This is a genomic window from Bdellovibrio bacteriovorus, assembly GCF_041888015.1.
Classification (GTDB): Bacteria; Bdellovibrionota; Bdellovibrionia; order Bdellovibrionales; family Bdellovibrionaceae; genus Bdellovibrio.
The window spans coordinates 3,411,389-3,424,021 of record NZ_CP168968.1 but is presented as its reverse complement, the minus strand read 5'-3'; the positions used below and the strand labels follow the sequence as shown (position 1 = coordinate 3,424,021).

General features: G+C 48.4%; 18 protein-coding genes and 1 riboswitch. Of the genes, 8 read left to right on the top strand and 10 right to left on the bottom strand.

Going from position 1 to position 12,633, the window contains the following annotated elements; genetic code table 11:
- The first annotated feature begins 48 nt into the window (after positions 1 to 48).
- Together ACES2G_RS16310 and ACES2G_RS16305 are read left to right on the top strand one after the other, a co-directional pair.
- Positions 49 to 819: an exodeoxyribonuclease III gene (locus ACES2G_RS16310; RefSeq protein ID WP_374000768.1), complete on the top strand. Its 771-nt coding sequence runs from the start codon at positions 49 to 51 to the stop codon at positions 817 to 819.
- A gap of 15 nt (positions 820 to 834) precedes the next feature.
- Positions 835 to 1,413 carry an FxsA family protein gene (locus ACES2G_RS16305; RefSeq protein ID WP_374000767.1) on the top strand — a complete coding sequence of 193 codons (579 nt, stop codon included), beginning with the start codon at positions 835 to 837 and terminating at the stop codon, positions 1,411 to 1,413.
- On the opposite strand, the gene ACES2G_RS16300 is transcribed toward ACES2G_RS16305, so the two are convergent.
- A complete protein-coding gene (locus ACES2G_RS16300) occupies positions 1,410 to 2,738 on the bottom strand; it encodes a penicillin-binding transpeptidase domain-containing protein (RefSeq protein ID WP_347357300.1) in 1,329 nt (442 codons plus the stop codon). The genes ACES2G_RS16305 and ACES2G_RS16300 overlap by 4 nt on opposite strands.
- A gap of 94 nt (positions 2,739 to 2,832) precedes the next feature.
- On the opposite strand from ACES2G_RS16300, the gene ACES2G_RS16295 reads away from it, so the two are divergent.
- The 4 genes from ACES2G_RS16295 to ACES2G_RS16280 all read left to right on the top strand — a co-directional run bounded on the left by ACES2G_RS16295 (position 2,833) and on the right by ACES2G_RS16280 (position 5,496).
- Positions 2,833 to 3,441, top strand: a complete 609-nt coding sequence (locus ACES2G_RS16295) for a TetR/AcrR family transcriptional regulator (RefSeq protein WP_374000766.1) — start codon at positions 2,833 to 2,835, stop codon at positions 3,439 to 3,441.
- A 91-nt stretch (positions 3,442 to 3,532) separates the two neighbouring features.
- Entirely contained in the window at positions 3,533 to 3,877 is a 345-nt protein-coding gene (locus ACES2G_RS16290) for a hypothetical protein (protein WP_347357298.1), read from the top strand.
- A 472-nt stretch (positions 3,878 to 4,349) separates the two neighbouring features.
- Positions 4,350 to 4,718 (top strand): TraR/DksA family transcriptional regulator, encoded by a 369-nt coding sequence (locus ACES2G_RS16285; protein ID WP_347357297.1) that lies wholly within the window; start codon positions 4,350 to 4,352, stop codon positions 4,716 to 4,718.
- A gap of 334 nt (positions 4,719 to 5,052) precedes the next feature.
- Positions 5,053 to 5,496, top strand: coding sequence for a hypothetical protein (locus ACES2G_RS16280; RefSeq protein WP_374000765.1), 444 nt, complete (start codon positions 5,053 to 5,055; stop codon positions 5,494 to 5,496).
- Between the two features lie 57 nt (positions 5,497 to 5,553).
- Here ACES2G_RS16280 and ACES2G_RS16275 read toward each other — a convergent pair whose 3' ends face one another.
- The 7 genes from ACES2G_RS16275 to ACES2G_RS16245 all read right to left on the bottom strand — a co-directional run bounded on the left by ACES2G_RS16275 (position 5,554) and on the right by ACES2G_RS16245 (position 9,719).
- Complete coding sequence (locus ACES2G_RS16275; protein ID WP_347357294.1) at positions 5,554 to 6,138, bottom strand: uracil-DNA glycosylase family protein; 585 nt, start codon at positions 6,136 to 6,138, stop codon at positions 5,554 to 5,556.
- Positions 6,139 to 6,237: 99 nt separating this feature from the next.
- The gene (locus tag ACES2G_RS16270; protein WP_374000764.1) at positions 6,238 to 6,735 is read right to left on the bottom strand and encodes a GAF domain-containing protein; all 498 of its coding nucleotides are present in this window, start codon (positions 6,733 to 6,735) and stop codon (positions 6,238 to 6,240) included.
- An 80-nt stretch (positions 6,736 to 6,815) separates the two neighbouring features.
- The gene (locus ACES2G_RS16265; protein ID WP_347359574.1) at positions 6,816 to 7,211 is read right to left on the bottom strand and encodes a hypothetical protein; all 396 of its coding nucleotides are present in this window, start codon (positions 7,209 to 7,211) and stop codon (positions 6,816 to 6,818) included.
- A 153-nt stretch (positions 7,212 to 7,364) separates the two neighbouring features.
- On the bottom strand, positions 7,365 to 8,015 hold the full coding sequence (gene lexA, locus ACES2G_RS16260) for a transcriptional repressor LexA (RefSeq protein WP_374001913.1): 651 nt from the start codon (positions 8,013 to 8,015) through the stop codon (positions 7,365 to 7,367).
- Positions 8,016 to 8,204: 189 nt separating this feature from the next.
- Positions 8,205 to 8,873 carry a hypothetical protein gene (locus tag ACES2G_RS16255; protein WP_374000763.1) on the bottom strand — a complete coding sequence of 223 codons (669 nt, stop codon included), beginning with the start codon at positions 8,871 to 8,873 and terminating at the stop codon, positions 8,205 to 8,207.
- 56 nt (positions 8,874 to 8,929) lie between these two features.
- Entirely contained in the window at positions 8,930 to 9,274 is a 345-nt protein-coding gene (locus ACES2G_RS16250) for a hypothetical protein (protein ID WP_347359571.1), read from the bottom strand.
- Positions 9,275 to 9,380: 106 nt separating this feature from the next.
- Positions 9,381 to 9,719, bottom strand: coding sequence for a hypothetical protein (locus ACES2G_RS16245; RefSeq protein ID WP_347359570.1), 339 nt, complete (start codon positions 9,717 to 9,719; stop codon positions 9,381 to 9,383).
- A gap of 51 nt (positions 9,720 to 9,770) precedes the next feature.
- On the opposite strand from ACES2G_RS16245, the gene ACES2G_RS16240 reads away from it, so the two are divergent.
- Positions 9,771 to 10,664: a M14 family zinc carboxypeptidase gene (locus ACES2G_RS16240; RefSeq protein WP_347359569.1), complete on the top strand. Its 894-nt coding sequence runs from the start codon at positions 9,771 to 9,773 to the stop codon at positions 10,662 to 10,664.
- Here ACES2G_RS16240 and ACES2G_RS16235 read toward each other — a convergent pair.
- Positions 10,661 to 11,530, bottom strand: a complete 870-nt coding sequence (locus tag ACES2G_RS16235; protein WP_347359568.1) for an endonuclease — start codon at positions 11,528 to 11,530, stop codon at positions 10,661 to 10,663. The two genes, ACES2G_RS16240 and ACES2G_RS16235, sit on opposite strands and share 4 nt — an antisense overlap.
- Positions 11,522 to 11,619, bottom strand: a riboswitch (purine riboswitch). (Overlaps the previous gene by 9 nt.)
- A gap of 135 nt (positions 11,620 to 11,754) precedes the next feature.
- Positions 11,755 to 12,288 carry a hypothetical protein gene (locus ACES2G_RS16230; RefSeq protein WP_347359567.1) on the bottom strand — a complete coding sequence of 178 codons (534 nt, stop codon included), beginning with the start codon at positions 12,286 to 12,288 and terminating at the stop codon, positions 11,755 to 11,757.
- A gap of 145 nt (positions 12,289 to 12,433) precedes the next feature.
- Between ACES2G_RS16230 and ACES2G_RS16225 the strand changes: the two genes are divergently transcribed.
- A complete protein-coding gene (locus tag ACES2G_RS16225; protein WP_374000762.1) occupies positions 12,434 to 12,568 on the top strand; it encodes a hypothetical protein in 135 nt (44 codons plus the stop codon).
- Positions 12,569 to 12,633 lie beyond the last annotated feature (65 nt).

Below are 12,633 nucleotides of genomic sequence, written 5' to 3'. Positions count from 1 at the left end.
TGCTATTAATTGATGCCTTTGGTGGGCCTTAAAAGGCAAGGAGAAACTGTGAAAATCATCTCTTGGAATGTGAATGGAATTAGAGCTTGTTACAAGAAGGGACTGATGGATTTTCTGAATACGGAAAAACCGGATGTTTTCTGTGTTCAGGAAACAAAAGCTCACATTGATCAGGTTGAAACAGAGACTCGCACTCTTCGTTGGGAGCACTCCTACTGGTCTTCGGCCCAACGCAAAGGTTACTCGGGTGTGGCCACATTCACGCACGCGCCACCGGCACAGGTGCAGTATCATTTTAACGCGATACCTGACTATGAGTCCGAGGGACGCATTGTGATGACCGACCACGGTGAATTTGATCTTTACAATATTTACTTCCCCAATGGCGGTTCGGGCCAGGAGCGCCACAACTTCAAACAGCAGTTTCTGAAAGATCTGAATATTCATCTGAAGGAAAAACTGCAGACCGGCCGTCAGGTGATTGTGGTTGGGGACTATAATGTGGCCCACGAAAATATCGATGTTTTTGATCCGATTCGTCTGTCGAAAGAAAGTGGCTTCTTGCCAGAAGAGCGGGTTTGGTTTGATCAGTTCCTGGATCTGGGCTTTATCGACACCTTCCGTTATTTCAAGCCCACCGAAGCAAAGCGTTATTCCTGGTGGGATATGCGCACTTACGGACGCATCGCCAATCGTGGCTGGCGCATTGACTATGTTTGTATTTCAAAAGGTCTTGAGAAATATCTGTCTTCAGCAGATATTCTCGAACAAGTTGAGGGCTCTGACCACTGCCCGGTCGTGGCCACATTTGATTTCTAATTCGAAGGAGTCCCCATGTTGATGATTCCATTTCCTTTTCTGATTGCTGAGCTGGTGATTTTCATTTTAGCAGTTCAGGAGTGGGGATTTCTGAATACGCTGGGTTTGTATCTGCTGCCTTGTCTGCTGGGCTTTGTGATCGTGGCAATCGTCGGCCGTCTGGCTATGATGAACCTGCAGACCTCGATGATGCGCGGGCAGTTGCCAGCCAATAAAATTTTGCATTCTGGTGCGATCTTTATTTCGGGGCTGTTGTTTGTGATCCCGTCGTTCTTTGCGCGAGTGGCGGCTGTGGTATTGTTCCTGCCGGGTCTTCGTCACTTCGCGATCTGGAGATTTAAGTTCTATATGGCTAAGAAAATGGCGCAAGGATCAGCCCGAGTCTTTAACTTCGGTGGTCCTTTCGGTTTTGGTGCGGGAATGGGTACGGGGGGCGGTCCGGGCAATGCGGGTGGATTCCGTTACTATGACTTCCGCAACAACGGAACCGGCTTTGAAGAAGTGCGTGAAGAGCGCGAGATCAACGCCGAAGTGCTGGATGTGACCCCTCTTGAGATCACACACGATACCAGCAACACCGATAAGAAAGATTAGCGGGACACCACTCGGCCAGCTTTGGTTGGGTTGGAAACCACCGGGCCGAAGTATTTGCGGAACATGGACTGTCCCAAGTGAGCGGATTTTACTGTCCAGAATTTCTTGTTCACCGTGATAGCGGCAACTGCAATTTTGCGTTCGCCATCCAAGGCGTAGCCCACGAACCAGTCGGTACGACCGCGAGGGTTATCACCTGTCAGGTGACCTGTTTTACCACCCATTTCAATTTCACGGAATTTGCGGTCTTTGGTGATCGGACGGAATGAGCGGCGGGAAGTTCCTGCAATCACAGTTCTTTCCATCAGCTCACGCACTTTCGCAGCGGATTCTTTGGTCATGATGTGGCCGTTATTTAAAGTCGAGCCTTCGTACAAGGACTCGCCCTTTTCATCTGTCATATTGCGAATCAGATAAGGAACTACGACCTGGCCGTCATTGGCAACAGAGGCTGCGATCATGGCACCCTGAACCGGGCTCATGCGGTTGGTTTTGTTGTAGCCGGAAGCCACTTCCGCCATCTCAAAGCCTTTGCCCGGAGGAACATAGGCCACACCCATTTCAACCGGGAAGTCCGCCGGGATCTCCTGATTGAACATAAAGCGGTTGGCGTATTCGTTCAGATCTTCGGGATGCAGGTTTTCGATGCTCAGGCGGCCAAAGGCCGTGTTAATAGAGCGGGCGAAGGCGTCCTTCAGGGTGATCACGTTGGTCCAACGGGTCACTTTGTCAGAAAGAACATTCTTCTTGTAAAGCGTGTAAGCGCCGCCGTTGTAACGGATCTTATGTTCGGGGCTGACGCCGGCTTTATCCACTGCCGCAGTGGCGGTGACGACCTTGAAAACGGACGCCGCCGGGAAGGTCGCCTGCAGATTCAAGTTCGGAGCATGAGCATCGTCACGCTGGAAGCTGGACATTGCCAGAACCTCGCCCGTCATGGCGTCGATCATGAAGATCGCGCCGTAATCAGGCTTGTAGGCCTTGAGCAGGCGATCAGCTTCACGCTGAAGGGAATCATCAATCGTATAGCTGATCTTGACGGCGTGGCTGTCGCCATTCCATGGGAGTTTAAGCGACTCCGGCAGATCATTAGCGCGAATCTTTTCACCAAGGGCTTTTGCAAGCTGGGTGCGCTGTTCGAGTTGAGATTGGATTTTCTGATGAGCTTGGGCTTCCTGACTGTCCGATGAGGACGTGAAACCCAGAAGAGAATACAGGCCTACAAGGCTGGCTCCAGAAAAAACGAGCAGTTTTAGCAACTTAGATTTGTTTTTAGATGACATTGTTTTATGGTAGCACCAGTTTTTTAACGCTTTCAAGAGCATTCTCAGAAGAAGGCGCGGGAAATGCCATTCTGGTGCGCTTTTCGGGGCATTCTTGCGTGACTCTCGAGGGGACTTGGACTAAAGACTAATATACATGAAGACCAAAGAACGCATTCTCGTTACCTCCATTGAACTCTTCAATCGCAGCGGTGTTGTCGCGATCACCACGAACCACATCGCCAAGGCCATGGATATCAGCCCTGGAAACCTCTATTTTCACTATGACAATAAGGAAGAGATTTTGATCGAGCTGTTTAAGAGAATGGCGAAAGAAACCTACGATGTTTGGCGCCCGAGCCGCACGAAGAAGTACACGCCTTTGGCCTTCATCAGCGACAACTTCGAGTTGTACTGGCGCTATCGCTTCTTCCACCGCGAAATGTACGCCCTTCGCCGCAAGGATCCGCAGTTGGCGAAGATGTGGCGCAACCATATCCAGAAAATGATGAAGTTGATGGTCATCCTTTACCGCCAATGGGTTAAGGACGGCAAAATGATGAAGATCGACGAAGTCTCTGAAATGCAGTACATCGCCGAATCCCTTCTGGCGATGGCGACCACCTTCCTGCAGTTCTTTGAATCCGCAGAAAAACAGCCTGGCAAGCGCAGTATTGAGCGCGGTAAACGCCATGTGGCCCGCCTTCTTTTGCCTTACACAGCTGGCGAAACCAAGAACGAGTTTGAAAAATTTCTAAAGTCCTAGCCTAAAATGTCACCTGAGAACGAATATAAGACGTTCTCAGCTGGCAGACTCATTGCTTTAGGTCAGAGTCATCGACACGAAAGGCTCTGACATGAAAACGATTGCTTCCTTCTTTGCAGTTCTTCTTTTTGCTTCCAACTCCATGGCGGCAAGTCAGTGTGCCGAGCTTAAAGCGGAATTGAAGGCCATGCAGCAGGCGCAACAGCAGATCATGGCCAGTCTTGTAAGCAATCACGAAACCTTTGCTTCTTCTATGGAAGAATACTCTGTATCTGTGAAGTCGGCGCAGGGGATGACCGTCAAAGCCGTTTCTAAAGATATGGATCAGTCCGCGCAGGCTTTCCGCAAGCGTGGTGTTCAGGGGAAAAAAATGGCTACTCAGCTCAACGACGCCACGGGGGATTTGTTGGCGCGAGTGGCTTCCTGTCTTAAGTAATTAAGACGTTATTCTATAAATACATCCTGTGGGGTGTGCTTCTCGGGGGAGAGCACATCCTGAACTCGAAGGCGACCGAACTAAGTAGGTCGCCTTTTCTTTTTCTTTCGGGCCATCTTGCCTCTGTCAAAGTGCAATTCCATTGAATCAGTTTGAGAAAATAGGGGCCATTTGTCGGTGCACTCTTTCTTTTCTTTTCAGTTTAAGGCTAGAATATAACGCACCGTCACTATTGAGGCTGGATGTAATCAAGCTTCAGGTTATAATTGTAAGAAGATGACCTAAGAATGAAAGTCTGTGGTTGTCCGCTATGGCGCTTCCATGGCCGCAGTCAGGGAATCGTTAGGGTTTACAACGCTTTATTTAATTTTAAGTTAATGTAAGATTTTTTACTTGCAAATTTTACAGGTGTAGAACTTAATAGGTCAGTTCCAAATTGGCACTTAAGCTGGAAGGAACTCGAGGGGGCAATATGGCTATCTCTGAAAAGCTTGTCAGCGAATGCAGACACAGACTTTTGCAAACGAAGCAAGATATCCTCAACAGAGTGAAAGAGGCTCGTTTGAACTTGGATCAGAATGAGGAAAAAGGCGGGGACGAAGGGGATCAAACCGTTCGTGTACTGGCGGAACAGGAATTCCTCAGCATGCATGAAAGAATGCGTGGTCAATTGATGGAAGTTGAAAGCGCTCTAGCTCGCATTGAGGGCGGAACTTTCGGTTACTGCGAAGAAACCGAAGAGGCTATCGAGCCAGAAAGACTTCTGGCAATTCCATGGACTCGCCTAAGCATCGAAGGTGCTGAAATCCGCGAATCCATGAATAAACGCTACGCTCGCTAGTTTCGGTCTGAGCGACAGTATATTTGATTTAGTATTTCTCGAGGGGAAAAGGGGATGGGCACGAGTGTGCAGCATCCCCTTTGTTTTTTGGGGCGGTCGATGAAAATAGCCCATTCGACTGCGTTGTCGGCGGCTGTCCTCGCTTCGACGTGCTTGGAGCACGCCTGCGCTGCGGGAGCTGCCTCCGCCTTGCGCCTGGGCTATTTTGATCGACCTTCTAAGTTTGTTCTGTGAATACCTGTAAATTTACCATGAGTTAACTCATTGCGTTGGTGGTGGGGTGGGGCTGTGTTATAAGCGCCTCATTCAAAAGTCATTAATAAGGAGTTAAACGATGAAAGTTCTTTCTGTTGTGGCGGCATTGTTGGTCGCGTCTTCTGCTCAAGCCTGGAGTGATAAATACGTAGATGTTAAAAATGGTCGTACGGTGGCTGTTGAAGCCGTTGATGCTTCCAACCAGGACGGTATTGTTTCCCTGCGCGTGGTTGTTAAAAACCAAGCTTTGAACCTGATTGATCCAAAAGCAGTTGTGACAGCTGAACAAGATGGTTTCACTTGTGATGTTCAACGTGTACTTCTTCTGACTAGTTCTTTTGATTCTGCAACCAAGACTTTCACACAAGATTATGAAGTGAAAGTGGCTTGGACTCCGGGCAAGGACTGGAGCTCTTGCACAGTTCAAGTTTTCCACCCGTCTTTGCAATCCAACAGCGTTGTGCTTTATGTTGAAGGTTCTGGATTGTCTCCAATCGAAGAGCGTCCAAGCGACTGGTACTAGTTCTTATCTATTTATAGAGTCATTGAACTGAAAAACCGCCTGTAAATGGCGGTTTTTTTATTTCCGGTATTTGGCAAAAGCCTTTTGCACCAGCTCTCTGGCTTCCGGCACCACTTCGGCTTCAAACCACGGATTCTTTCTTAACCACAAGTTGTTGCGTGGGGAGGGGTGAGGCAGAGGGATAAAGTGCGGAGAATATTCCTTCCAGTTTTGCACGACTTCTGTCAGTCCTGTATCGGCAGAAGGCAGGAAGTACTGAATCGCATAGTTTCCGATCAGCAGGTGCAGCTCGATATTCGGCAAGTGATCCAGAACTTCACCCATCCATTTTTTTGCGCACTCAGGGCGAGGCGGCAGATCGCCGGACTTTCCTTTGCCGGGATAACAAAAGCCCATCGGAACAATGGCGACCTTTTCCGGATTATAGAAATCTTCTTTGGAAATCCCCAGCCATTCGCGCAGGCGATCCCCACTGGCATCATTCCAGGGAGTGTGAGAATCATGAGCCTTAATTCCCGGTGCTTGTCCGGTGATGAGGATGCGTGCTTGTGGGGAAAAATTCAGAATCGGTCGGGGAGGCAAAGGCAGATGAGCTTTGCACAGTTTGCAATTGCGAATTTTTTTAAGAAGTTCGTCGCTCATCGAGTTATCCCTGCCATCAAATAGCAGCATATCTGAGATCAGTGCCTGACAGGGGCCCGGCCCGGTGAATTTGCACTAAAGGCGGGGTTCACGGGATCGTCAGGCAAAAGTCGAAGGCCACTGACTGCCGTTTATGAGGATATCAGCAAATTGCTCCAGACCTTTTTGATCCTCGCTATCAAAGCGGCTCAGGATCGGCGCATCTATATCCAAGACTCCCAGAAGACGGCCCTTATGAATAAGTGGAATCACGATTTCCGAGCGCGAAGCGCTGTCGCACACGATGTGCCCAGGAAACTGATCGACGTCGGCAATAAGTTGCGTTTGCAATGTCTTCGCCGCTGTTCCGCAGACGCCTTTGCCGATGGCGATGCGTGTGCAAGCAGGAAGTCCTTGGAAGGAGCTTAAAAGCAATTCGTTATTATGAAGTAAATAGAATCCCACCCAGTTGATATCGGGCAGGTGTTGTTTTAGCAAAGCCGAGAAATTTGCCAGATTCACAAACCATTCTTTTTCACAAAGCCCCTGAGCTTCGGAAAGAAGCTCTTTATAGAATTTGGCTTTGTCAGAATAGTTGATCGCGGAAACTTTTTGCATGGACGAAGCTTATCACAAAAAAACATCTGGCGGGATGAAAAGAGTCGGCCCACTGTTATTGTGGGCCATTGAGTGTAGATCTAATGTCCGATTTCCTTTAGAATTTCTTTGGCTTTATTGCAGGCAGGTTTTGGGTTGGAGCTTTTGATGGTGGATGTTCTGCCGTCAAGCTCTGCCTTGCAAGAGACGTTGTCGTGCTTGGCGAAGAAACGCTGACAGGCAAGATCCAGTGCCTTAAGCTGTCCAATAACTTGAGTCGGAGATGTTGCCATAGAAGCCTGTGTTTCAAGGAGCCTTGCCTCGTAAATCATGTCATTGTACTTGGAAACATAATCAGGACTGCAATTACCCGCGGCATCCACGCTGACATTTTGGGTGGGCACCGTGTGAACATCAGCTCCACCTTTGCCGCCAGCACAAGCTGAAAGAGCCATCATTGCCGCCATTGCGCCTAAAAGTTTGATTGTCGTTTTCATATTAAATCCCCTTATTTCTGTCCCGAATCCAAGAATCCGGAACTTGCCTTAAGAAAATAAGCCGGAATTCTTGGTCCGGACCGCGTATATCCCATCTGGATTACTCGGAGGACCTAAAGAGCAAGGGGGGTGCCACGAAGGGCGTGGCAAATATTAGAACTTACGGATTAAGCCCACGACGATACCGCGGATTGCAACCTCATCGGGGGAATACCACATGGATTTCATTGTGGAGTTGGAAGGGCGAAGTTCCACCATTTTATCTGCGACCCCAGTTTCCGGGCGGGGACGCAGATAAAAGCGTTTCACGGTGGCTTCATTATCTACAGTCGCCACGATGATGTCGCCGTTATTGGCGGAATCTTGTTTCTGAATCAGGATGATATCTTCATCAAAGATCCCGTCTTCAATCATGGAATCGCCCTGCACTTTCAGCGCAAAGGATTTAGAAGGATTTCTGACCATGGAGGGGGGAACGTCCACGAACTCGTCGTGTTTGATGGCTTCGATAGGTTGACCAGCCGCTACTTTCCCAAGAAGGGGAAGTGACAGGACCTCATCACGAGCCTGGAGGAGCTGAGTGCGAGGAGATCCTGTCTTCGTCGAGACTGATTTCGATTGCAGATGCTCTTGCACTGCCGAAGCAGAGTGAAGCACCTGAATAGCTCGCTTCAAGTTCTGGGGATTGGAAATGTATCCCTTGTTCGTCAATTGCTTCAGATAGTTCTGAACCGAATTGAACGAAGCCAGACCGAAGTGATCTTTGATTTCTTGGTACGACGGTGAAACTCCTGAGCTTAAGATGTGCGCCTCGATAAACTCGAGAACGGATTTTTCTTTCGGCGTCAGTGGGGGGGAGGGGCGATTTCATTGTCATAACTTACATACGAACTTACAGTGTAAATTATATGTAAGTCAATAGCCTATTTTCAAAAAAAAGAAAGGACCAGCCCAAGGGCCAGTCCTTCATCTTTTTAGCGCCCAGAAAGGCTTTTATTGACCTTTAGGGGGTGCTGGAGGGGGTTCGGCAGGGCCTTGAGCCTCACGGGTGTTATGGCGACGGGCAGCATGGCGATCCTTGCGGGCGGTGTCGATCAGTTTTTTGGTCGATGAGTCGACCGGCTTATCCAGGGCTTTCAGGATTTCAGAGATGCGGACGAGGTTGCTGCTCCAATCCGTGAAGATGATCTGGTTGGTGCCAGAAACGATATTCATCTCTCCATCGCGGGATGGAAGGACGCGCACTTCGCGCATGACGTCTTCCGCGGAGATGTTTTTCAGTTTCACGATCCATGCCACCATTCTTTGCGGAGTCACGGATGGAACCTCTGTCGTCACATCAATCAGGTCACGCTGAATGTTGCGTGCGGATTTTACGATCATAACATCGGCCTGTTTGGAAATGGCAAAGCCATTCGTGGAAAGCGCCAGGGATAGTTGATTGAAAGCTTCAGTCAGTTCAACAGGTTCCTGATTGAAGATAGAGATCCTTCCACGCACTCCCGGATCAAGCACGAACTTCTGACCTGAGGCCTTTGAGTAAATCTCAATCACCTTGGAAAGCTCTTCGTTATTGAAATACATTTTGATTTTATCGGCGGCGTGGGCCGAGGACAGAGAGAAAAGACAAACAAACAATGCGCTGCTGACGTACTTAAGCATGGAACCTCCTGCGTCTTAAAGGCTAGGAGGTGGACAAAGGAACGGCAAGTCCAGCTTTAAAGCTGGGCCGCCAAGCAAGCTGCCAAAGTTTCTTCGGCATAAGGGGAAAGCACCATGCGGGAATGCCCCTTCTGGTCTTTTTGTTCTGTGTATAGATCACCAGAGTCGGTCATGCGTTCAATCATGCAGCCCGTCTTGCGGTGTTCTTGGATTTCCATTTTGACCAGACAAGTGCGGTTACGAAGAGAACAGCGGATGTCCTCGAAGTGAACGCCGGGGTTCAGGTTCTCTTCATTCAAAGTCTTTAGGATTTGGATTTCGTCCTGAGCAGAAAGAAAGGCGTGAGCCGGAGAAGCTGCGAAAGCAAAAAGAGAGAAAAGTATTGCGAGAGTTTTGTTCATAGAAGCCTCCTTGTCATGAACTGTTACTTCTTAACCAACAGTTCTAACAAGGGCTCTATGATGAGTAAAAGGCATATAAAGAATTCAGATATGCGTATAATGAATACTATTCGTTACGTGGGCATTCCTTCTTTTCGTCGTTACACACGGGTTTGATGTCGGCAACAACCGGTTGTGACTCGGAGGCCACTTGACGGGTGATCACAGGGACAGGTGTGGTATTTTTAGCGTGGCTGATCGGGGCCATCGAGCAATTCTGATAGAAAAGTATCACTACGGGATTGATTACCAGCATCGCCACGAAACTAAAACTGCCCTTGTTCATCATACAGCCTCCACACTGAGTCCTAATGGTCACACCCTTTCTTTTACGGACGAAAGCCTGCAAGACTTTAGTCAATTTGTAAGGATTCTCACCTTGATTCAAAAAAAGCCACTTTCTCATCTTGAGAGAATCAAAAGACCCAGAGATAATAGCTAAGTGGTGAAGAGGCCTATGAAAGCATTTATCTTGAGCGCGATTACGTTGATGTCATTGGGGGCGAAAGCCGTTGAGTTTCCCAATCTTCAGCAAGAATGTATGAACGAGCTTAAAAAGTTTCCTGGTGCGTGGGACGACAAACTTCTCAAGCAAGCTTGCGACAAAGTACAAATTGATTCCCAGTGTGTCAGCGCTGAGGGGCGTCCTATTTATCACTATGATAAGTTGTCTTCAACCGCAGGGGCCAAGAAGGTTTTGGTCATCAGTTTGATCCACGGAGATGAAACTCCGGCGGGAACCGTGGGCCGCTATTGGATGGAACGCTTGGAAGGCATTGATCCACGCAACTCTTGGCGCGTGATTCCGATGTTGAATCCTGACGGTGTGAAATACAAAACCCGCTACAACGCCAATAAGATTGATATCAATCGCAACTTTCCAACAAAAGATTGGGATGCGGGTGCTTTGACGGCATGGCGACGATCAACAAATTCCAATCCACGTCGTTTCCCGGGCAATCAAGGTGGCAGCGAACCTGAAACCAAGTGTGCTCTGAAGCACCTTGAAGACTTCCAGCCTGATTTTATCGTGTCTGTTCATACACCCTTGAAGGTGTTGGATTACGACGGGCCAAAGGTAAAATCGCCGCCGAAATTTGACTATTTGCCATGGCGATCCCTAGGGAACTATCCCGGAAGCCTGGGGCGGTATATGTGGGTGGAAAGACAGACTCCGGTACTTACAATGGAATTGAAGGAAAATCTTCCACCGAACCTGGCTCCATTTGATCAGCTTCAGGATATCATCGGAACCCTTGTGAAGTACGAGACGTCTGCAGAGCAAAAAAAAGAGGAGACCTCAACAGCCTCCTCTCCAACTAGCTTTTTACCTGTAGCGCTTGAGCACTAGAAATCGCTGATTGAATCTTCCAAACCAGGGAAATCGATGAATGGATTTCTATTTCCCTGCATTTTGTGAATCTCAGCATTACGCTGCAATTCTTCTTCATCAATAGGGTCTTCTTTGGACCATTTACGAAGAGTCGCTTCTTGGCGGGAATCAATAGGAAGATCATAACGAACAGAGAAGTAGAACAACGCGCGAGCCGCATTGCCACGGTGATTTGCCGGTGGTTCAAACACGTCGCCGCTGCCATTGGCGCCACGGCCGAAGCGGGAGACTTTGCATTTCAAAGTTTTTCTGTCTTGAGTGACTTCGCCGAAGGGGTTGTTACCACGAACAGAATTCATTTCATTATCTGTCGGGTACAAGTGGTGCATGTCGGCTTTTTGCATGTTTTTGTTGTGGCGGCCAGAGAAGCGGCTTTGTGGCCAGGTGTGCTCGGTATTTACGATATTCCCGTCTGGGATTGTGCCGGGGTGAGGAGCGTGACCACCGCGGAAGTCATCGGAAGTTCTGATCTTGTCGCAATAAACATCTTTGATTGCGTAGTCCCCGTTGCCCTGGTCGATCAGATAGAAGCTGCCTAGAAGGAAGGTGCGGGCGCCATCATAACCCAAGGAAACGTGTTGATAGCAGTTTTGGCCGTTACAGCCATTCACGATTTGATCGTAGTTGCCATTCACACGAAGGTGGAAGCTGCGAAGAACGAAATTGATATTCTTTTTTAGGTCGTCGTTGGAGATTCCGGAACCCAGATCGCGGTGGAATTGTTCACCATAATATGGGACTTCATTCGAAGCGGGAGCGGCCTGAGCCAACTGTCCGCAAAGTGTCGTAACAAGAACCAGAAGAGAAATCACTGTGGCCTTCACTAAAACCTCCATAGTCAGGCATTTGAGGTGCCTGGTAGAAACGCTGCGCCCTATTCGCAACATATACGGGGAAAAACACAGTGAAGTTATTTCCAAAAGATCTGCGCCTTGCAAGAAGTTAATGAAAACTAACCGTTTACAAACAAATTAGCGCGGCGCAATGGTGATTTTAAACAGAAGAATTGTCGGAACTGGGGCCGGAGCGACCCCAAATAAGGAAGGAATTAGCGGATCTTTTCGCACTGAAGTTGAAGGTCCCATCGAGTTTCCCATTTGTTCTGGAAAACCAAAGCGGCTTCGCGCGACTGAACCACAAGACGGGCTTTCATGGAGCGTTTGTCTAGTTCCAGTTGGGATCGGATATCTGGATCGTGAGTCAGGGAAGATCCTTCGAAGAAGGATTGCATCTTCAAGCTCTTGGCATCCTCATGCAGTTCCTGACCGGCGAAAGCCAAACCTGTGTAAAAGGTGTCAAAGAATGTATCGTTGATTCCGGCATCTTTGTTGTAAGGGTTGTTATACTGAGAAAGCGGAATCCATTTTAGTTCAGCATGGGCATAGCGCTGGCCATCCAGATAAGGAACATTACCTATACACACTTCAAGTCGGTGTAATTCGCGGGACTGAAGTTCTTCAGCACTGATTGTGCAAGCGTAGCCTTTGTCGGAATGCCAGCCAGAAGACAGAAATTTTTCGCACTCGTGAGCCTGAGCTTGAGTCGTCAGGAAAAGGGCCATGGAGAGAATGAGATGTTTCATAGGACGACGTTGATACTACATAAGTGAGCAAATGGCATAGCCCTGTCGGTTTGCGAGGGTGAAGGGTGAAAAAAATACGGGACCGGATATAGGATAGGCACTATTTAGTTAGACACAGGGGGATCTCCTTAGGAAATTGTGAAAGATGGCTGTGAGAACTCCGTCTGGCAACGAAATGCAGGTATATGGTGAAATGTCCTTCGATCAAAGTGGCGCATACACTGTTATCAACAACGAATTCAATACTTGTGAGATCCAAGTGAAGGTTGTTAACAAATAAAACTTCCGAATGATACGCGAGATTTGAACGAATAAGAAAGGTATCCGAAGGGACGCCTCTCTTAT